Raw genomic sequence first — 19,744 nt, forward strand, 5'->3', positions numbered from 1 at the left:
TTCACCCCTTAGTGCCGCAAAGGCCATTCGCAATCCGCCGTAGAGCCTAGCAGGAGCCCCATGGAGCAATTTCGCAATATCGGAATCATCGGTCGTCTCAACAGCGCCCAGGTGCTCGACACGATCCGCCGACTGAAAAAATTCCTCATCGAGCGGCACCTGCACGTGATTCTCGAAGACACCATCGCCGAGGTCCTGCCGGGGCATGGCTTGCAGACCTCGTCGCGCAAGCTGCTGGGCGAGGTCTGCGACCTGGTCATCGTGGTCGGCGGCGACGGCAGCCTGCTCGGCGCCGCACGCGCCCTGGCCCGGCACAACACGCCGGTGCTGGGCATCAACCGCGGCAACCTCGGCTTTCTCACCGACATCCGCCCCGACGAGCTGGAAACCAAGGTCGCCGAGGTGCTCGACGGCCACTATCTGGTCGAGAACCGCTTCCTGCTGCAAGCCGAAGTGCGCCACCACAACGAGGCCATCGGCCAGGGCGACGCGCTCAACGATGTGGTGCTGCACCCCGGCAAGTCGACACGCATGATCGAGTTCGAAATCTACATCGATGGCCAATTCGTGTGCAGCCAGAAGGCCGACGGCCTGATCGTCTCCACGCCCACCGGTTCCACCGCCTACGCCCTGTCGGCCGGCGGGCCGATCATGCACCCCAAGCTCGATGCCATCGTCATCGTGCCAATGTACCCGCATACCCTGTCGGGCCGGCCGATCGTGGTCGACGGCAACAGCGAGCTGAAGATCGTGGTATCCAAAGACCTGCAGATCTACCCGCAGGTGTCGTGCGACGGGCAGAACCACTTCACCTGCGCGCCGGGCGACACCGTCACGGTGAGCAAGAAGTCGCAGAAGCTGCGCCTGATCCATCCCTTGGGCCACAACTACTACGAAGTCTGCCGCACCAAGCTCGGTTGGGGCAGCCGCTTGGGCGGCAGGGACGACTGATGCTCGATCCGGCGCGCAGTTTCGACATCATCGGCGACGTGCATGGCTGTGCCCATACCCTCGAACGCCTGCTCGACGCGCTCGGCTACCGTCGCCAGGGCGGCGTGTGGCGTCACCCCCGGCGCCAGGTGCTGTTCCTTGGCGACATCGTCGACCGCGGCCCGCGCATCCGCGAGGCCCTGCACCTGGTGCACGACATGGTCGAAGCGGGCGAAGCGTTCTGCATCATGGGCAACCATGAATACAACGCCCTGGGCTGGGTCACCCCAGCGCTGCCCGGCAGCGGCAAGACCCACGTGCGCGAACACACGCCGCGCCATACCCGGCTGATCGAAGACACCCTCAGCCAGTTCGCCCAGCACCCGGCCGACTGGCACGATTTCACCCAGTGGTTCTACCGCCTGCCACTGTTCATCGACGCCGGGCGTTTCCGCCTGGTGCACGCCTGCTGGGACCCGGACCTGATCGCGCAACTGCGCAGGCAATACCCCGACGGCTGCGTGGACCCGCACTTCATCCAGGCCTCGGCGGTATCCGGCAGCTTCGCCTCCAGCGTGTGCAACCGCCTGCTGCGCGGCACCGACATGCGCCTGCCCGACGGCCTGACCCTGACCGGTGGCGATGGCTTGACCCGCGCCTTCTTCCGCACCAAATTCTGGGAAGACGACCCACAGACCTACGGCGACATCGTCTTCCAACCCGATGCGCTGCCCGACGACGTCGCCCGTACGCCGCTCGACCCGAAACAGAAGCAGGCCCTGCTGCGCTACCCGGAGGACGAGCCGCTGCTGTTCGTCGGCCACTACTGGCGCAGCGGGCCGCCCAGCCCGATCCGGCCCAACCTGGCCTGCCTGGACTACAGCGCGGTGCTGTACGGCAAGCTGGTGGCCTACCGGCTGGACCAGGAAACCCGCATCGACCCCGACAAGTTCGTCTGGGTCGACGTCGAACGCTCGCAGGGCCACCCATGACCTACATCGATGTGCTGCGCTTGCCGTTGAGCACCGACCTCGGCGCCTTCGTGCGCGACCTGCAGCGCTTGGAACTGCCGCACCGCGTGAGCGAGGAGGGCGACGTGCAGGTGCTCTGGGCGCCCGAGGCACTGGCCGGCGACGTGCGCGCGCTGTACGAACGGCATCTGCGCGGCGAGGCGCTGCCGATCGTGCCGCCACCGGGGGGCGAGCCGATGCAGCCGTCGCCGCGTCCCGCACCTTCGTTGCTGGCCCAGGCCAAGGCCTGCAAGGTCACCGCCCTGGTCATCGTGCTGTGCTTGTTGGTGGCGGGCGTCACCGGGCTTGGCGACAACCTGGACACGGTCGGCTGGTTCACCTTCCTGGAAGTACAGGTGCGGGGCGATTATCTGTATTTCACTTCTTTCGCCCAAGGTTTGGCCGATGGCCAATGGTGGCGGCTGTTGTCGCCGATGCTCCTGCATTTCGGCGTATTGCACCTGGCGATGAACAGCCTGTGGTACTGGGAGCTGGGCAAACGCATCGAACTGCGCCAGGGGCCATGGGCACTGCTGGGGCTGACCCTGCTGTTCTCGCTGGTGTCGAACCTGGCGCAGCATTTCGTCGGCGGGCCGAGCCTGTTCGGTGGCTTGTCCGGTGTGCTCTACGGGCTGCTCGGGCACGTCTGGCTGTTCCAGCGCCTGGCGCCCAATCCGTATTTCGCATTGCCCAAAGGCGTGCTGGTGATGATGCTGATCTGGCTCGTCGTGTGCCTGACCGGCGTGGTCGGCCAGCTCGGCATGGGCCAGATCGCCAACGCCGCCCACGTGGGCGGGCTGCTCATCGGTTGCTGCACGGGCCTCTTGGGTGGGGCTCTGGCGCGGCGTAAACTAGGCGCTTTCTGACGGCCGTCGGCGCCTGCGCCCACTTGAATTCGCGCGTGCAAGACTTATGTCTACACGCGTCGAGTGCGATTCCAGCCGTTCTCCTCTTTACTTCGCCTTGCGCGAGCTTCGCGCAACCCCCTTTTCCAGACCGGGCCCATCGGCTCGACCCAGGAGACGCCATGTCGACGTTCGAACAAATGATCGAAAACATCACCCCTGACATCTATCAGAGCCTGAAGACCGCAGTGGAGCTGGGCCGCTGGTCCGACGGGCGCAAGCTCACCCTGGAGCAGAAAGAGCTGTCGCTGCAGGCGGTGATCGCCTGGGAGGCCAAGCACCTGCCCGAAGACCAGCGCACCGGCTACATGGGGCCGCAGGAATGCGCCTCCAAGTCCGCGCCCATCCCCAACATCCTGTTCAAGTCGGACTCGGTACATTGATCGAACTCGCTCGTGGCTCGTTGAGCAAAATGGCCGTGCGTCTCGACGCGACGGACGCGCAATACAGTTTCCGTCTGGGCGAAACCCTGGTGCCGGTCAACCCGCTGATCGGCCAGTCGCTGCGCCTGGAATACCTGGGCGCGATCCATTGCAGCCACTGCGGCAAGCGCACCAAGACCAGCTTCAGCCAGGGCTACTGCTACCCCTGCATGACCAAGCTGGCCCAGTGCGACCTGTGCATCATGGCCCCGGAACGCTGCCACTACGACGCCGGCACCTGCCGCGATCCGTCCTGGGGCGAGCAGTTCTGCATGACCGACCACATCGTCTACTTGGCCAATTCCTCGGGCATCAAGGTCGGCATCACCCGCGCCACCCAGCTGCCCACCCGCTGGCTCGACCAGGGCGCCAGCCAGGCGCTGCCGATCCTGCGCGTGGCCACGCGCCAGCAGTCCGGGCTGGTGGAAGACCTGCTGCGTAGCCAGGTGCCCGACCGCACCAACTGGCGTGCCTTGCTCAAGGGCGAGGCCGAAACGCTGGACCTGATCGCCGTGCGCGAACGCATCTTCGACGCCTGCGCCGAGGGCCTGCGCGAGTTGCAGGGGCGCTTCGGCCTGCAGGCGATCCAGCCGCTGCCCGCCGCCGAAGTGGTGCAGATGCGCTATCCGGTGCAGGCCTACCCGCAGAAGATCGTCAGCTTCAACCTGGACAAGAACCCGGTGGTGGAGGGCACGCTGCTGGGCATCAAGGGTCAATACCTGATCTTCGACACCGGCGTGATCAACATTCGCAAGTACACGGCCTATCAACTCGCCGTGCTTCAGTAAAAAAGGACCGCCCCATGCGCACCGAACAACCGCAAGCGATCTACCTCAAGGACTACCAGGCGCCTGAGTACCTGATCGACGAGACGCACCTGACCTTCGAGCTGTTCGAGGACCACACCCTGGTCCATGCGCAACTGGTCATGCGCCGCAACCCGGCCCACGGCGACGGCTTGCCGGCGCTCGTGCTCGACGGCCAGCACCTGGAACTGCTCAGCGTGCAGCTCGACGATCGGGCTCTGAGCCCGAGCGACTACCAGCTCGACGCCGACAGCCTGACCCTGCACCCCAGCGCCGAGCGCTTCACCCTCGACACCTCGGTGCGCATCCACCCGGAACGCAACACCGCCCTCGAAGGCCTGTACAAGTCGGGCAAGATGTTCTGCACCCAGTGCGAGGCCGAGGGCTTCCGCAAGATCACCTACTACCTCGACCGCCCCGACGTGATGAGCGTGTTCACCACCACGGTGATCGCCGAGCAGCATCGCTATCCGGTGCTGCTGTCCAACGGCAACCCGGTCGACAGTGGCCCGGCCGAAGACGGCCGGCACTGGGCGACCTGGGCAGATCCGTTCATGAAACCGGCCTATCTGTTCGCGCTGGTGGCCGGCGACCTGTGGTGCGTCGAGGACAGCTTCACCCGCCAGTCCGGCCGTGAAGTGGCGCTGCGCATCTACGTCGAGCCGGAAAACCTCGACAAGTGCGACCACGCCATGGTCAGCCTGAAGAAGTCGATGCGCTGGGACGAAGAGGTGTATGGCCGCGAGTACGACCTGGACATCTTCATGATCGTCGCGGTCAACGACTTCAACATGGGCGCCATGGAAAACAAGGGCCTGAACATCTTCAACTCCAGTTGCGTGCTGGCCCGCGCCGAAACTGCCACCGACGCTGCGCACCAGCGCGTCGAAGCGGTGGTGGCCCACGAGTACTTCCACAACTGGTCGGGCAACCGCGTCACTTGCCGCGACTGGTTCCAGCTCTCGCTCAAGGAAGGCTTCACGGTGTTCCGCGACGCCGAGTTCAGCGCCGACATGAACTCGGCCACGGTCAAGCGCATCGAGGACGTCGCCTACCTGCGCACCCACCAGTTCGCCGAAGACGCCGGCCCCATGGCGCACCCGGTGCGCCCCGACAGCTTCATCGAGATTTCCAACTTCTACACCCTGACCATCTACGAGAAGGGTTCGGAAGTGGTGCGCATGGTCCGCACGCTGCTCGGCGCCGAGGGCTTCCGCAAAGGCAGCGACCTGTACTTCGAACGCCACGACGGCCAGGCCGTGACCTGCGACGACTTCATCCAGGCCATGGAAGACGCCACCGGTGCCGACCTGACCCAGTTCAAGCGCTGGTACGTGCAAGCCGGCACGCCGCGCCTGGCAGTCAGCGAAGCCTGGGACGAACCGGCGCAACGCTACAGCCTGACCTTCCGCCAGAGCTGCCCGGCCACCCCGGACGGCCGCGAGAAACTGCCGTTCGTGATCCCGGTGGAAATGGGCCTGCTGGATGCCGCCGGCCATGACCTACCACTGCAATTGCAAGGCGAAGCGGCCGCGCAAGGCAACACCCGCGTGCTGTCGGTGACCGAGGCCGAGCAGACCTTCGTCTTCGAAGGCCTGACCGCCAAGCCGCTGCCGTCGCTGCTGCGTGGCTTCAGTGCACCGGTCAAGCTGAGCTTCCCCTACGACCGCGACCAGTTGATGTTCCTTATGCAGCACGACAGCGACGGCTTCAACCGCTGGGAGGCGGGCCAGCAGTTGGCGGTGCAGGTGTTGCAGGAACTGATCGAGCAGCACCAGCGCGGTGAAGCTTTCCATCTGGACGGGCGACTGATCGCGGCACTGGGTACGGTCCTGGGCGACGAGTCGTTGGACCCGGCCATGGTCGCCGAAATGCTTTCGCTGCCGGGTGAGGCCTACCTCACCGAAATCAGCGAAGTGGCCGACGTCGACGCCATCCACGCCGCCCGCGATTTTGCCCGCCAGCAGATCGCCGAGCGGTTGCATGCCGCGCTGTGGGCGCGCTACCAGGCCAACCGCGCGGTGTCGCGCAGCACGCCTTACGTGGCGTCCGCCGAGCACTTCGCCCGTCGCGGCCTGCAGAACATCGCGCTGTCGTACCTGATGCTCACCGGCAAACCGGACGTGCTCGCCGCAACCCTCGAGCAGTTCGAGCATTGCGACAACATGACCGAGCGCCTGGCTGCATTGGCCGTGCTGGTCAACTCGCCGTTCAGCGCCGAGCGCGAGCAGGCGTTGCAGGCCTTCGCCGAGCACTTCAAGGACAACCCGCTGGTCATGGACCAGTGGTTCAGCGTGCAGGCGGCCAGCACCCAGCCGGGCGGCCTGGCACGGGTCAAGGCGCTGATGCAGCATCCGGCCTTCACCTTGAAGAACCCGAACAAGGTTCGCGCGCTGATCGGCGCCTTCGCCGGGCAGAACCTGGTCAACTTCCACGCCGCCGACGGTTCGGGCTACCGCTTCCTGGCCGATCTGGTGATCGAGCTGAACGCCCTCAACCCACAGATCGCTTCGCGGCAACTGGCGCCGCTGACCCGCTGGCGCAAGTACGACGCGGCGCGCCAGGCGCTGATGAAAGGGGAGCTGCAGCGGATTCTCGATTCCGGGGCGTTGTCCAGCGATGTCTATGAGGTGGTGAGCAAGAGTTTGGCGTAAGCCTCTCGACGCCAACCTCAGACGTCGATGCTGCCGCCGCCGCGTTTTCCGTCCTGGAAAGCGCGGCGGCTGCGGGTGCTACAGGCGATAGTCCAGCCGCTGCTTGGCCGCCCATTGCCGCGGCGACATCCCGTGTTCGCGTTTGAACGCCAGGCGCATCGCCTGCCCATCGGCGAATCCACATTGCACCGCCGTCAGCTCGATCGGGCTGCCGCGCGCCAGCAGCTCCTGCGCGCGGGCGATCCGTGCGCGTCTCAACCAGCCGCTCAAATTGTCTCCTGTGCGTGTCCGGATGTGCCGCGTCAGGCTGCGCAGGCCCACGCCTGCACGCTTGGCCAGCTCGTCCAGCGACGGTGTGTCGCGCGGGTCTTGCCAGAGCGCTTCGAGCAAGTCCGCCACGCGGTGCTCGGCGAGCGAGGCGGGCGCGGGTCGCTCGGGCAACTGCGCATGGCCGCCCGAGCGTTGCGGCGCGACGACCAGGTGGCGCGCGACGCGGTTGGCTTCGGCCTGCCCCGAAAAGCGCGCCACCAGGTGCAGGCAGCAGTCCAGCCCGGCCGCCACACCGGCGGAAGTCACCACCGTGCCTTCGTCGATGAACAGCGCGCCGGAGTCGACGTCCACGTTCGGGAAGCGCGCTGCGAAACGCTCGGCTTCGGCCCAGTGGGTGGTGGCGCGACGGCCGTCGAGCAGGCCCGCCTGGGCCAGGCCGAACGTGCCGAGGCACAGGCCCACCACCACCGCGCCGTGTGCAGCGGCTTGGCGCAGCACCTCGACCATCGCCGGCGGCACCGGCTCGCACGCATCGCGCCAGCCCGGCAGGATCAACATGTCAGCGGTGCTGGCGACGTCCAGCGAAGCCGGCACGTTGAAGCTCAACCCGCCCTGGCCCGCTACCTGACGGTCGAGCGCGCAGACAGTCACGTCATAAGCCGCGCCGGCGGCCTCGAACACCGCAAGCGGCGTGGAGAGCATGAAGGGGCTGACATGGTCGTAGGCGAGGAGGGCGATGTGCATTGGCCGAATCTAATTGAAAGATGGCCATCCGGCCAGTCGTGGTCAGACCTGCATGCGCCTAGAGTGAGGACCACCCAACCCACAGAAGGCCCCTCCCATGACCCGCGCCCTGATCGTGATCGACATCCAGAACGACTATTTCCCAGACGGTGTGCTGCCGCTGCACGACGCGCAAGCGACTGCGCAGAGGGTTCGCCAGGCGATAGCCCATGCCCGCGCGGCCGGCGACCGTGTCGTGCTGGTGCGACATCTGTCGCCGGGCAGCACCGGCTTGCTGGCCACGGGCAGTACGGGGGCTCGCATCGAGTCCTCCATACTCGAGGCCGCCGGGGAGGCGCCGGTGGTCGTCAAGCGCGTGGCCGATGCTTTTCAGGAAACGGATCTGGCGAGCCACCTCGATGGCGTCGAAACCTTGCTGGTCGGCGGGATGATGACGCAGAACTGCGTGGTGTTCACGGCCATGTCCGAAGCGGCCCGAGCCTTCGACGTGATCGTGGTCGAAGATCTCTGCGCTGCGCCCACCGAAGCCGTACACCAGGTTGCGCTCAGTGCGTTGCGCTCCAAGCTCAAGGTGCAAAGCACGCCACAGGTCTGGCCTTCGGCGTGATGGTGTGATTCACGAGGCGGGCCAGGCAGCTACGGGCACATAATCGATGCCAAGCCGATGGGCGTGTGGTTCGCCTCAGGCACGTTCGGCCTTGGCTTGCCCAGCTATGCTGACAAGCTTCAATCCACCTGCTTGCCTTCTGGTGCCCCATGACTGACCTCGATACCCGACCCCTCCACACCGGCGCCTGCCACTGCGGCGCCGTACGTTTCAGCGTGCGTCTGAGCGACGGCTTGAACAGCGCGCGGCGCTGCAACTGCTCCTTCTGCCGCATGCGCGGTGCAGTCGCGGTGTCGGCTGCTCTGGCTGATTTGCAGGTCGAGCAGGGCGAGGCGCTGCTCACGCTCTACCAGTTCAACACCGGTGAAGCCAAACACTGGTTCTGCTCGCGCTGCGGCATTTACACCTTTCACCGGCAACGTTCCTCGCCCGACCAGTACGGCATCAACGTGGCCTGCCTGGAAGGCATGAGTCCGTTCGATTTCGAGCGGGTGCCGGTCAGCCAAGGCATCGACCACCCCAAGGACCGCGCCGACGGCCAATCCCAGGTCGCCGGCTGGTTGCGTTACGAGCCGGTGCCCTGAAGTCGGCACTGGCATCGCCTCATGGCTCTTGGAAGGCCTTATCCACTTGCCGAGCCAAGAGCCCAACCCTCAGAACCGATACTCGACCTGCGTCATGAAGTTGCGTGGCTCGCCGTACACCACCCAGCTGTCGGCGTAGCCGTAATAGCGCTTGTCGAACACGTTGTTGAGGTTGAGCTTCACGCTCATCTTCGGCGTGACGTCATACCGCGTCATCAGATTGACCAGCGCATAGCTGCCTTGGGTGAAGGTCTGCAAATCCTGCCCGTACTTGCTCTGCCAGTTCACCCCACCCCCCACGGTCAGCTTGTCCCAGGCACCGGGCAGGCGGTAGGTGGTGAAGGTCTTGAGGCTGTGGCGCGGGATGTTGGTGACGATGCGTCGGTTCTCTTCATCGTTGCTCACGCTGTAGGCATAGCCGGCCATGACCTGCCAGCCCTCGCTCAAAGTGCCGTCCAGCGACAGCTCGACGCCCTGCGTGTTGGTGCCTTGCTCCAGGGTGTAGATGTCCGGGTCGCGCAGGTACACGGCCAGGTTGTCCTGCTCGATGCGGAACAGTGCCAGGCTGGCGTTGAGCGCATCGTCGTTGAAGCTGGCCTTGACCCCGAGTTCGTAGCCGACGCCTTCCTGCGGATCCAACGGCCCGCCGTTGACGCTTTTCATGCCATAGGACTGTGGATTGAAGATCTTGGTGTAGCTGCCGTACACCGACCAGGTGTCGTTCAGGTCGTAGACCAACCCGGCGTAGGGCAGGAACAGACCGTGGCGCTCTTCCACATCGCGGCTGGCCTCGCCCCCGTAGGGCGTGTTTTCACTTTCGCGCTTCCAGTCGGTGACCCGTCCGCCAAGGATCAGATGCGTGGCATCGGTGAGGCTGAAGCGCGAAGTGACGAAGGCTGCGTACTGGTCTTCGTCGATATGGTTCTTGCCCACCGGGGTGAAGTCGGGGCGTGGACCGGAGCCGTCCCACTCGAAGAAATTGCCGATGGTGCCGTCATAGCCGGTCCATGGCCCGACCCAACCACCGCGGTCCGGGGTGTGCTCCTGGTAGCGCGACAGCGTCGTGCCGACGATCAGTTCGTGCTCGCGCCCGAACAGGCTGAAGGGCCCAGTGAGGTAGGCATCGAAGGTGTTCTGCCGTGGCGTGCCGCTCCAGCGGTTGGGGTAGAGGTAGGCGCCGGCACCGGATGCCTGGTCGATCGAGCCGTTGAGGTAACTGGTGACCTGATCGAACGAATTCTGCGTGTGGCTGACCTCGGCCTTGGCGCTCCAGCCGTTGGCGAAGCTGTGCTCGAGCGAGGTGAACAGATTGGTGACCTTGCGATCGTAGTAGGCCCAATCGGGCGAGCTGTTGGTCGAGCGCGGGAAGTCGGTCTTCACGCCGTTGCTGAAATACGCCGGAAAGCCGGCGCGCACTGGTGCATTGGTATGGGTGTTGGCGAAACTGAAGCCTGCCGTGAGCAAGGTGTCTTCGGACAGGTCGAACTCGGTGATGCCGAAGACCAACGCGGCATCGGACGACATGCGGTCGACCCAGTACGACTGGTCCTTGTAGTCCAGCACCAGGCGGCCGCGCACGTTGCCCGATTCGGTCAACGGGCCAGAGGCGTCCAGACCCAGCCCATAGCGGTCCCAACTGCCGGCTTCGGCGTTCACGCTCACCTGCGGCTCGAAGGTCGGTCGTTTGCGGATCAGGTTGATGGTCGCCGAGGGTGTGCCGCTGCCGCTGATCAGGCCCGTGGCTCCGCGCACCACTTCGACGCGGTCGTACATTGCCGTGTATTGGGTCGAGTTGTCGATGCGCGACGAGGTCGGTACGCCGTCGATTTCGAAGTTGTTGATCTGGAAACCACGCGACCAGTAGGTGTTGTTCTCGGCGCCGATGCTGGTGTGCGAGGCGGTGACGCCGGGCGTCTGTTCCAGCACTTCGTTGAGGCTGGTCAGGCGTTGGTCGTCCAGGCGCTGCCGGGTCATCACCGTCAGCGACTGCGGCGTCTCTTTGGGGGTGAGGTTCAAGCGCGTGGAGCTGCTCGACGAATAGGTGGTGTACAGCCCGGTGCCCTCGGTGGTCGAACCCGGCGCCTTGCCGGAGATGCTCAGCGCGTCGAGCTGTAAACCCGGGTTGTCGCTGGGCGGCACGCTGACGACGAAGCTGGTGGCATTGGGCTGGAGCAGTTGTGCGTTGCTGTCGGCGGTCAGTGCTTCGATCGCTTCGCGCGCCGTGTATTGGCCTTTCAGGGGCGGTGCCTGGCGGCCCTGCAGTTCGGCAGCGGTGTAGATGACCTGATAGCGTGTCTGCGCGCTGTAGGCATCCAGCGCATCGGCCAGCGGTTGGGCCGCGATGTCGAAGGCGAAGCGCTGGGCTTGGGCCTGAGTGGCACCTGCTGACGCTGCATGGCTAGGTGCCGTCGCCAAGCTGGCAACGAGGCTGGCGGCGAGCAGCGCGCTCGCCAAAGGGCGGCGCGCGAACGCCGGATCGTACGGGTGCTGCATGGTCACTCCCCAAGTGTTGCAAATAATAATATTTCTTGTCTCTGGGGTGTATGACGCAGCACGAAACCATTTCCCGCATGGCACTGAAAAAAATCGACACCTCAGCGCACGATCACCCAGCGACCCAGCACCGAATGCGCCTGCAGATGCTGTTGGCTGAGCAGTGCATCGAGGGCGGCGTCTGGCTGATCCAGGTTGAAGCTGCCGCTGACCGAGCGTCGGGCTACGGCACCGTCGAGCAACACCAGGCGTTTGCCTTGGTAGCGGGTCAGGGTTTCGAGCACCTGGCCCAGCGGCAGATCGCGCGCGCGTAACTGTCCATCGCGCCAGGCCAGCGCACGTTCGGTATCGACCGGTCGTGGCGCCTCCAGTCGCTGGCCTCTGACGCGCAGTTGCTGGCCGGGCGACAGACGTTGTCGATGATCCGCGACGCTGACGTCGACGCTGCCACTGAGCAGCACGACTTCATCCTCGTCGGCATGCCGGCCGACCGTGAACTGCGTGCCCAATACGCGCACCTGCGCATCGCCGACCTCGACCACGAACGGACGGCCGTCGTGCGTTACTTCGGCGAACAGCCGGCCCTGGCGTAGACGCACCCGACGCGTCGGGCCGTGCACATCGACGTCCACCACGCTGTCGCTGTCCAGGCGTAGGTGGGAGCCGTCGGCCAGCGCGATGTCCTGGCGCTCACCGACGCGGGTCGTGTAATCGCTGCCCATGCGCTGCAACCATGGCAATGCCAGCCAGCCCACCGTCACCGCCACCAGCAGGGAGGCCGCCACGGCATAGCGCGGCGCCCGACTATGCCGAGGGGAGTGGCGCTGGGCCTTGGCCACCCGCTGTGCAGGTAGTTCCAACTGCTGCCACAGCCGCTCCACCTCAGCGTAGGCCTGGGCGTTGCCAGGCACTCGCAGCCAGGCTGCGTACGCCGCACGCTCGACGTCACTCAGCGATTCGTCGCGCAGCCGGGTGAACCAGTCGAGGGCTTGCTCGGCATTGGCGTTCGGGGCTGTAGGGTCGGGCAAGGCGGTCATTGGCGTTCGGTCTTGGGGCGTGCGCCGAGGGCGGCGGCGCAGTGTTTCAGGGCTTTGTTGAGGTGGCGCTCCACAGCGCGGGGGTCGATTCCAAGGCGTGCGGCGATGTCCTTGTAACTCAACTGCTCGACCCGGGCCAGTAAGAAGACTTCGCGTGTAGGTGAGGGCAGGCCTTCGATCAGACGTTCGAGGTGGGCCAGGGTATCGCTGGCGACCACGCTGCGTTCGGGACCGGTGTCGGTCAGCAGTTGGTCCAGAGCCTGCTCGTCCTGCACCCCACGCACCTGGACTCGCCGCGCATGGTCGATGCTCAGGTTGGTGGCAATACGGTAAAGGTAAGCCTGGGGGTTGTCGACTTGCGGCCGCTCGCGGTGCAGCAGCCGCACGAAGACATCCTGCAGCAGGTCGCGCGCCGTTTCCCGGCAACGCACGCGACGGGTAAGGAATGCCAGCAACTGACCGCGATGACGCTGGTACAGCAGGCTCAGGCTTCGGGCGTGCGGGTCGTCGGACATGGCCAGCGCGTGGAAAAGGGAAGGGCGCCGATGCTAGCGGTATTGAGAATTACTCACAAGTAAAGCGCGTCGGTCGGTGCATTCGATTCCTTGCCGGGATCGCCTCATCACCACCCCTTATGGCAGTAACAAATCAACCCGAAACGGCGTTGTGTTCCGTTCCGCTTCCCCGCTAGGATGGCCCATCGCTATCGCAGGACGTCGTGCTTCGGGGGCATGCAAGCCGCCACGCCGAACACACGCGAACCGACCCAATAACAACAACAGGGGAAGGCCATGACGGCACGAGCACGGGTTCGCGGCAGGCGCGCCGCCGCTGCGCTGATGAAAACGCTGCTGTGGGCAATGGCTTTCGCCACGGCCGCCAGCGCCGCCGAGCCTTCCTCCGAGCAGGCCGTGCCTTCGGCCCGCGCCGTGCACAGTCTGCTGATCGACGCCGCCCACGCCGGCGACCGCCTGGTGGTGGTCGGCGATCGTGGCCATATTTTGCTGTCCGACGACCAGGGCGCCACCTGGCGCCAGGCCCAGGTGCCTACCCGACAACTGCTCACGGCGGTGTATTTCGTCGACGCGCAGCACGGCTGGGCGGTCGGCCATGATGCGCAGATCCTCGCCAGCCGCGACGGCGGCGCCACCTGGAGCAAGCAGTTCGAAGACCTGGCCCGTGAGGCGCCGCTGCTCGACGTGTACTTCCTCGACCCCCAGCGAGGCTTCGCCGTCGGCGCCTACGGTGCATTGCTGCACACCGAGGACGGCGGCCAGCACTGGCAGGACGTCAGCGAACGCCTCGACAACCCCGATCAGCTCCACCTCAACGCCATTGCCGCGATCAAGGACCGTGGCCTGTTCATCGTCGGCGAGCAGGGCAGCCTGTACCGCTCCAGCGATGGCGGCCAGCAGTGGCAGCGGCTGGAAAGCCCTTACGAGGGTTCTTTGTTCGGCGTGCTCGGCACCGCCACGTCCGGCACCGTGCTGGTCTACGGGCTGCGTGGCAATCTGCTGCGCTCCGACGATTTCGGTGAGAGTTGGCACACCGTGGAGCTGCCCACCGCGCGCGGGTCGCTGGCCTTCGGCCTGGCCGGCGGCGCGCTGTTGGACGACGGCAGCGTCGCCGTGGTCGGCAACGGTGGCAGCGTGCTGCGCAGCCGCGACGACGGCCAGCATTTCACCGTGCACAACCGTGCCGACCGGCTGGCGCTGTCCGCCGTGGCGGGTCGCACCGGTGGCTTGCTACTGGTCGGGCAGGGTGGGGTGCATTTGACCGATGCCGACGGCGCAGACCAGGAGGTGCAACCATGAACCCCGTATCCCTCGAACCCGGCGACGAACAGGGCTCGTGGCTGGAGCGCCTGATCTTCACCCACCGGCCGGCAGTGATCGCGCTGTGCCTGCTGGTCAGCGCCGTACTGTTCTGGCAGGCCACCCTGATCCGCCCGTCCACCAGTTTCGAAAAGATGATCCCGCTGCAGCACCCCTTCATCGAACGCATGCTCGAACACCGTCATGACCTGGCCAACCTGGGCAACACCGTGCGCATCTCGGTCGAGGCGGTGAACGGCGACATCTTCGACCCGGCCTACATGGAAACGCTGCGCCAGGTGCATGACGAGGTGTTCTACCTGCCTGGCGTCGACCGTGGCGGGCTGAAGTCGCTGTGGAGCCCCAGCGTACGCTGGACCGAAGTCACCGAGCAGGGCTTCGCCGGCGGCGAAGTGATCCCCACCCCCTACGACGGCTCGCCGGCCAGCCTCGACGCACTGCGCGACAACGTGCTCAAGTCCGGGCAGGTGGGGCGCCTGGTGGCCAACGACTTCCGCTCCAGCATCGTCGATGTGCCGCTGCTGGAAAGCTATCCCGACCCGCAGGACCAGAGCCGCCAACTGCAACTCGACTACCGGCAGTTCTCCCACCAGCTCGAAGAAAAGGTGCGCGAGAAATTCCAGGCGCAGAACCCCAACGTCAAGGTGCACATCGTCGGCTTCGCCAAGAAGGTCGGCGACCTGATCGACGGTCTGTTGATGGTGGTGGTGTTCTTCGGTGTGGCGCTGTCGATCACCCTGGTGCTGCTGTACGGCTTCGCCCGCTGCCTGCGCAGCACCGTGGCGGTGCTCGGCACCACGCTGGTGGCGGTGGTCTGGCAACTGGGCCTGATGCATGCGCTGGGCTTCGGCCTGGACCCGTACTCGATGCTGGTGCCGTTCCTGATCTTCGCCATCGGCATTTCCCATGGCGTGCAGAAGATCAACGGTATCGCCCTGCAGTCGAGCGACGCCGAAAGCCCCTTGATCGCCGCCCGGCGCACTTTCCGCCAACTGTTCCTGCCGGGCATGATCGCCATCCTCGCCGACGCGGTGGGCTTCATCACCCTGCTGGTGATCGACATCGGTGTGATCCGCGAGCTGGCCATCGGTGCTTCGCTGGGCGTGGCGGTGATCGTGTTCACCAACCTGATCCTGCTGCCGGTGGCCATTTCCTATGTGGGCATCAGTCGCAAGGCCATCGCCCGCAGCAAGGCCGATGCGCACCGCGAACATCGCTTCTGGCGCCTGTTGGCGCATTTCGCCAGTGCGCGTGTGGCACCGGTGTCCATCGGCCTGGCGCTGCTGGCCTTCGCCGGCGGGCTCTGGTACAGCCAGCACCTGAAGATCGGCGACCTCGACCAGGGCGCGCCGGAGCTGCGCCCCGACTCGCGCTACAACCAGGACAACCGCTTCATCATCGAGCACTACTCGACCAGCTCCGACGTGCTGGTGGTGATGGTCAAGACGCCGGCCGAACAGTGCTCGGTGCACGCCACGCTGGCGCCCATCGATGAGCTGACCTGGACCTTGCAGAACACCCCCGGCGTGCAGTCGGTGATTTCGCTGGTGACCGTTTCCAAGCAAGTGATCAAGGGCATGAACGAGGGCAGCCTGAAATGGGAGAGCCTCTCGCGCAACGCCGATGTGCTGAACAACTCCATCGCTCGCGCCGACGGCCTGTACAACGCCGACTGCTCGCTGGCGCCGCTGCTGGTGTTCTTGAACGACCACAAGGCCCAGACCCTGGAGCAGGTCACCGCGGTGGCCCGCGATTTCGCCGCCAGCCATGACCGCGAGGGCTTGCAGTTCCTCCTCGCGGCAGGCAATGCCGGCATCGAGGCGGCGACCAACGAGGTGATCGCCTCGGCCGAGCTGACCATCCTGCTGCTGGTGTACCTGTGCGTGGCGGTGATGTGCCTGATCACCTTCCGCTCGTTCGCGGCGACCTTGTGCATCGTGTTGCCGCTGGTGCTGACGTCGGTGCTGGGCAACGCGCTGATGGCCTTCATGGGCATCGGCGTGAAGGTCGCGACCTTGCCGGTGGTGGCGTTGGGGGTGGGCATCGGCGTGGACTACGGCATCTACATCTACAGCCGCCTGGAGCGCTTCCTGCGCGAGGGCCTGCCGTTGCAGGAAGCCTATTACCAGACCCTGCGCTCGACCGGCAAGGCCGTGCTGTTCACCGGATTGTGCCTGGCCATCGGCGTGTGCACGTGGATCTTCTCGGCCATCAAGTTCCAGGCCGACATGGGCCTGATGCTGACCTTCATGCTGCTGTGGAACATGATCGGCGCACTGTGGCTGTTGCCGGCGCTGGCGCGTTTTCTGATCAAGCCCGAGCGCTTGGCGGGCAAGCAGGGTGGGTCGTTGTTGGCGCATTGAGCGACGATGGAACCGGCGTTTCCCCCAAGTGGCCGCAACGGGATGCGCGCGATGCGCCTGTCCAGGCCTTGAGACGGCGCGGCGCAGCCAAGTACCGGCCACGCTTCGCCCGATCCGGCACGATGTTGAGCGCGCGATACGTCTCTCCAAGTCCTGATCGGGCTTCAGGGCCTGTAGTGGTAAAGCGCAGCGCCGGCCGAGCGTTCCTACACGGTATACTGGCCGCCTTTTTTCGTTCCGGATGCCCCATGACCCTTCTCGCCGCGCTCCAATCCTGCGACATGCTGCTGATCGACGACCTGCACTGCTTCGACTTCCACCTCGACGACGACGGCCTGATGGCCGAGTGCATGGACGGGCGGCAACTGCGCCGCTGGCAGTTCAACCCGCAGCAGGTCGCTGCCGCACAACGCGAAGGCGATCAATGGCGCATCGATGGGGTCCAAGGGCAACACCGGCTGGCATGCATGAGTGCCTTACGCGCCACGGACGAGGACGACGACGATGAAGACGATCCACAAACACCTGCTCACGGCTAGCCTGCTGAGCCTCACGCTGCAGACCCAGGCCGCGACCCTGTTGGTCGGCAGCTACACCGATGGCGACAGCCACGGCATCTACCGCTACCACTTCGATCCCGCCCAGGGGCGCATCGAGCCGACGCCATTGCAAGTGGTCAAGAGCGCCAATCCGTCCTGGCTCGTGCTGTCGGCCGACCAACGCCTGCTGTACGCGGTCAACGAAGGCCGCGATGGCCAGGTGAGCAGCTTCGCCGTTGCCGGCGACGGCACCGTCAGCCCGTTGGGCCGAGTCGACAGCAAAGGGGCGGAGCCGACCCATGCCAGCCTCAGCCATGACCAACGCTATCTGTTCGTCGCCAACTACGGCGCCAAGGCACCGGGCGGCAGTCTGGTGGCCTTGCCGGTCGATCGTCAGGGCACGCTCGGCGACGCCACCCAGCACCTGCGCCATGTGCCCAGCAAGGTGAACGCCGAACGCCAGAGCGACGCCCATGTGCACTCGGTGGTGCTGGCACCCGACGGGCAGCACCTGTACGCCAGCGACCTGGGCGCCGACAAGGTGTTCATCTACCGCTACGACGGTGCCAGCGACCGGCAGCCCCTGAGCCCGGCGCTGATGGCCAGCCTGCAACTGCCTGCCGGCAGCGGGCCGCGCCATCTGCAATTCGACGCCAAAGGCGAACACGCCTACCTGACCCTGGAAATGGCCGGCGAAGTGGCGGTGCTGGACGTGAAACCCGACGGCGAGCTGCAACTGCAACAGCGTCTGCCCCTCACCGAGCAGCAAGACCCGGCTTTCAAGGCTGCCGGTGGTCTGCACCTGTCGGCCGACGGACGTTTCCTGTACGTCAGCAACCGCGGCAACGCCAACCAGATCGTCGCCTACCGCGTGGACCCGAAAGACGGCCGTCTGACCCTGCTGCAACGCCGCGCCACCGAAGGCGAGCACCCGCGTGAGTTCGCGCTGGCGCCCGACGGCAAATCCCTGTTGGTGGGCAACCAGCACAGTGACGAGATCGTGGTGCTGCAACGCGACCCACGTGAAGGCACGCTGGGCGAGGTGGTGCAACGCTTGCCGCAGGCGGCGCCATCGGACCTCAAGTTCCTCGAGTGATGTCGCCGTGAACCGGCTCGAGCCCTCTCTCGATCCAGGCGTAAGAGCGGCTTGAGCCTTCATCAATCCAGTTGTGGGAGCGGCCGATTCGGCGCTCCGATGAGCCGCGATGGGCTGCAAAGCAGCCCCAATTGATGACTCCGTTTCCGCCAAGCTGACCGACGTTGGCCGGCACCCTTCCTGCGCCCGGCTCCATACTTTTCAAAACCGCTCCAGACGGTAGGCATGCGTCATGGACGCATCGCCACCGCCTGCCAGTGCTCCCATCCACTCCGCAGTGATCGCCGCCTGGGTCAACCCCAGGTGCTGATGCCCGAACGCCAGCAACACCCGACCCTCGCATACCCGATCGATCACCGGCAACGAATCGGGCAGGGACGGCCGCATGCCCATCCACGGCGTGGCGCCTTCGGTGCTCAGCCCCTGGCGGAACAGCCCTTCGCTCAAGCGATGCAGTTGCCAGGCGCGCTGCATATTGGCCGGCGCGTGCAACCCGGCGAACTCCACCGTGCCGGCCAGGCGCAGACCGCCGTCCATGGGCGTCATGATGAACCGGCGCTCCAGGGAGGTGACGGCGAACGGCAAGCGCTGCCGTTCCTGGGGCAGCATCAGGTGGTAGCCGCGTTCGGTGTCCAGCGGTACGCGCTTGCCGGTCAGCGCGGCGGTCAGGTGCGCCGAGTGCGCGCCGCAGCAGAGCAGCACCTGACGGGCGTGCAGCGGGCCCATGTCGCTGGTCAGGCTCACGCCGTCGCCATGCAAGCGGCCGCCATCGACCCGCGCCTGGACGAAGCGCACCCCCTGGGCCTGGGCCGCTTCGAACAACGCGCACAGCACAGGGTAGGGATCGACGAAATGGCCGGTCTCGGGAAAGAACAAGCCACCGAGCAGCGCCGGATTCAACTGCGGCGCGGCGGCTTGCACATCCTGTGCGGACCACAGCTGCACCGGCACCCGTTGCTGTTGCAGGCGCGCCTTGAGCGCCAGCAGCGCTTCGCGCGACTGCCCGCGCTCGAACACCAGCAACGAGCCGTCGCGATGGAACAGCTCGCTGCGCCCGATGGAGGCCAGCAGGCGTTGCCAGGCGTCCAGGCTGCCTTCGTTCAAGGCACGGATGCCTGCGACGCTGCGCTGGAACGGCGCGGGGCGCAGGTTCAGCAGCAGGCGGGTGAACCAGGGCAGGGCCTGGGGCAGGTATTTCCAGTCCAGGCGCAGCGGCCCCATGGGGTCGAGCAGCATGCGCGGCAAGCGCTTGAGGATCGACAGATCGGCGATGGGAAACACCTGTTCGGTGGCCAGGTGCCCGGCGTTGCCCCAGGATGCGCCCTGGCCGGGCGCCTGTCGGTCCACCAGCAGCACCCGGCGACCTTGCCGGGCCAATTGCAGTGCGCAGGCGACGCCGATGATGCCGGCGCCGACCACGACGGTGTCGGTTGTGGGGGAATGCGCCAT

The 19,744-nt window shown here is 65.8% G+C and carries 17 protein-coding genes; 12 read left to right on the forward strand and 5 right to left on the reverse strand.

All coding sequences use genetic code 11. The features are described 5' to 3' along the window. Positions 1-60: 60 nt before the first annotated feature. The 6 genes from AA0Z93_RS16045 to pepN all read left to right on the forward strand — a co-directional run bounded on the left by AA0Z93_RS16045 (position 61) and on the right by pepN (position 6,727). Entirely contained in the window at positions 61-951 is an 891-nt protein-coding gene (locus tag AA0Z93_RS16045; RefSeq protein WP_313741423.1) for an NAD(+) kinase, read from the forward strand. Then, the gene (locus AA0Z93_RS16050) at positions 951-1,922 is read left to right on the forward strand and encodes a metallophosphoesterase (RefSeq protein WP_413047944.1); all 972 of its coding nucleotides are present in this window, start codon (positions 951-953) and stop codon (positions 1,920-1,922) included. Before AA0Z93_RS16045 ends, AA0Z93_RS16050 begins: the two co-directional genes overlap by 1 nt. Next, positions 1,919-2,806: a rhomboid family intramembrane serine protease gene (locus tag AA0Z93_RS16055; RefSeq protein ID WP_413047943.1), complete on the forward strand. Its 888-nt coding sequence runs from the start codon at positions 1,919-1,921 to the stop codon at positions 2,804-2,806. The genes AA0Z93_RS16050 and AA0Z93_RS16055 overlap by 4 nt, the downstream gene beginning before the upstream one ends. A gap of 161 nt (positions 2,807-2,967) precedes the next feature. Next, the gene (locus AA0Z93_RS16060) at positions 2,968-3,228 is read left to right on the forward strand and encodes a YeaC family protein (protein WP_296268707.1); all 261 of its coding nucleotides are present in this window, start codon (positions 2,968-2,970) and stop codon (positions 3,226-3,228) included. Continuing rightward, a complete protein-coding gene (locus tag AA0Z93_RS16065) occupies positions 3,225-4,055 on the forward strand; it encodes a DUF2797 domain-containing protein (RefSeq protein WP_413047942.1) in 831 nt (276 codons plus the stop codon). Before AA0Z93_RS16060 ends, AA0Z93_RS16065 begins: the two co-directional genes overlap by 4 nt. Positions 4,056-4,069: 14 nt before the next feature. After that, entirely contained in the window at positions 4,070-6,727 is a 2,658-nt protein-coding gene (gene pepN / locus AA0Z93_RS16070) for an aminopeptidase N (RefSeq protein WP_413047941.1), read from the forward strand. Positions 6,728-6,805: 78 nt separating this feature from the next. Here pepN and AA0Z93_RS16075 read toward each other — a convergent pair whose 3' ends face one another. After that, entirely contained in the window at positions 6,806-7,741 is a 936-nt protein-coding gene (locus AA0Z93_RS16075) for a GlxA family transcriptional regulator (protein WP_413047940.1), read from the reverse strand. A 97-nt stretch (positions 7,742-7,838) separates the two neighbouring features. On the opposite strand from AA0Z93_RS16075, the gene AA0Z93_RS16080 reads away from it, so the two are divergent. Further along, positions 7,839-8,348: a cysteine hydrolase family protein gene (locus AA0Z93_RS16080; RefSeq protein WP_413047938.1), complete on the forward strand. Its 510-nt coding sequence runs from the start codon at positions 7,839-7,841 to the stop codon at positions 8,346-8,348. A gap of 149 nt (positions 8,349-8,497) precedes the next feature. Continuing rightward, complete coding sequence (locus AA0Z93_RS16085; protein WP_413047937.1) at positions 8,498-8,932, forward strand: GFA family protein; 435 nt, start codon at positions 8,498-8,500, stop codon at positions 8,930-8,932. Positions 8,933-9,001: 69 nt separating this feature from the next. Here AA0Z93_RS16085 and AA0Z93_RS16090 read toward each other — a convergent pair whose 3' ends face one another. The 3 genes from AA0Z93_RS16090 to AA0Z93_RS16100 all read right to left on the reverse strand — a co-directional run bounded on the left by AA0Z93_RS16090 (position 9,002) and on the right by AA0Z93_RS16100 (position 12,977). Next, complete coding sequence (locus AA0Z93_RS16090; RefSeq protein WP_413047936.1) at positions 9,002-11,425, reverse strand: TonB-dependent siderophore receptor; 2,424 nt, start codon at positions 11,423-11,425, stop codon at positions 9,002-9,004. Between the two features lie 101 nt (positions 11,426-11,526). Next, positions 11,527-12,462, reverse strand: a complete 936-nt coding sequence (locus AA0Z93_RS16095; RefSeq protein ID WP_413047935.1) for a FecR family protein — start codon at positions 12,460-12,462, stop codon at positions 11,527-11,529. Then, complete coding sequence (locus AA0Z93_RS16100) at positions 12,459-12,977, reverse strand: sigma-70 family RNA polymerase sigma factor (protein ID WP_413047934.1); 519 nt, start codon at positions 12,975-12,977, stop codon at positions 12,459-12,461. Before AA0Z93_RS16100 ends, AA0Z93_RS16095 begins: the two co-directional genes overlap by 4 nt. Positions 12,978-13,322: 345 nt before the next feature. Between AA0Z93_RS16100 and AA0Z93_RS16105 the strand changes: the two genes are divergently transcribed. The 4 genes from AA0Z93_RS16105 (at position 13,323) to AA0Z93_RS16120 (ending at position 18,295) form a co-directional block, all read left to right on the forward strand. Beyond that, positions 13,323-14,276, forward strand: coding sequence for a WD40/YVTN/BNR-like repeat-containing protein (locus tag AA0Z93_RS16105; protein ID WP_413048419.1), 954 nt, complete (start codon positions 13,323-13,325; stop codon positions 14,274-14,276). Beyond that, the gene (locus tag AA0Z93_RS16110; RefSeq protein ID WP_413047933.1) at positions 14,273-16,660 is read left to right on the forward strand and encodes an efflux RND transporter permease subunit; all 2,388 of its coding nucleotides are present in this window, start codon (positions 14,273-14,275) and stop codon (positions 16,658-16,660) included. The genes AA0Z93_RS16105 and AA0Z93_RS16110 overlap by 4 nt, the downstream gene beginning before the upstream one ends. A gap of 248 nt (positions 16,661-16,908) precedes the next feature. After that, on the forward strand, positions 16,909-17,199 hold the full coding sequence (locus tag AA0Z93_RS16115; RefSeq protein WP_413047932.1) for a DUF5629 family protein: 291 nt from the start codon (positions 16,909-16,911) through the stop codon (positions 17,197-17,199). Continuing rightward, entirely contained in the window at positions 17,165-18,295 is a 1,131-nt protein-coding gene (locus AA0Z93_RS16120) for a lactonase family protein (RefSeq protein ID WP_413047931.1), read from the forward strand. Before AA0Z93_RS16115 ends, AA0Z93_RS16120 begins: the two co-directional genes overlap by 35 nt. A 201-nt stretch (positions 18,296-18,496) precedes the next feature. Here AA0Z93_RS16120 and AA0Z93_RS16125 read toward each other — a convergent pair whose 3' ends face one another. After that, positions 18,497-19,744, reverse strand: a complete 1,248-nt coding sequence (locus tag AA0Z93_RS16125; protein WP_413047930.1) for an NAD(P)/FAD-dependent oxidoreductase — start codon at positions 19,742-19,744, stop codon at positions 18,497-18,499.

The organism is Pseudomonas phoenicis (genome assembly GCF_047302395.1).
In the GTDB taxonomy this organism is placed as follows: domain Bacteria; phylum Pseudomonadota; class Gammaproteobacteria; order Pseudomonadales; family Pseudomonadaceae; genus Aquipseudomonas.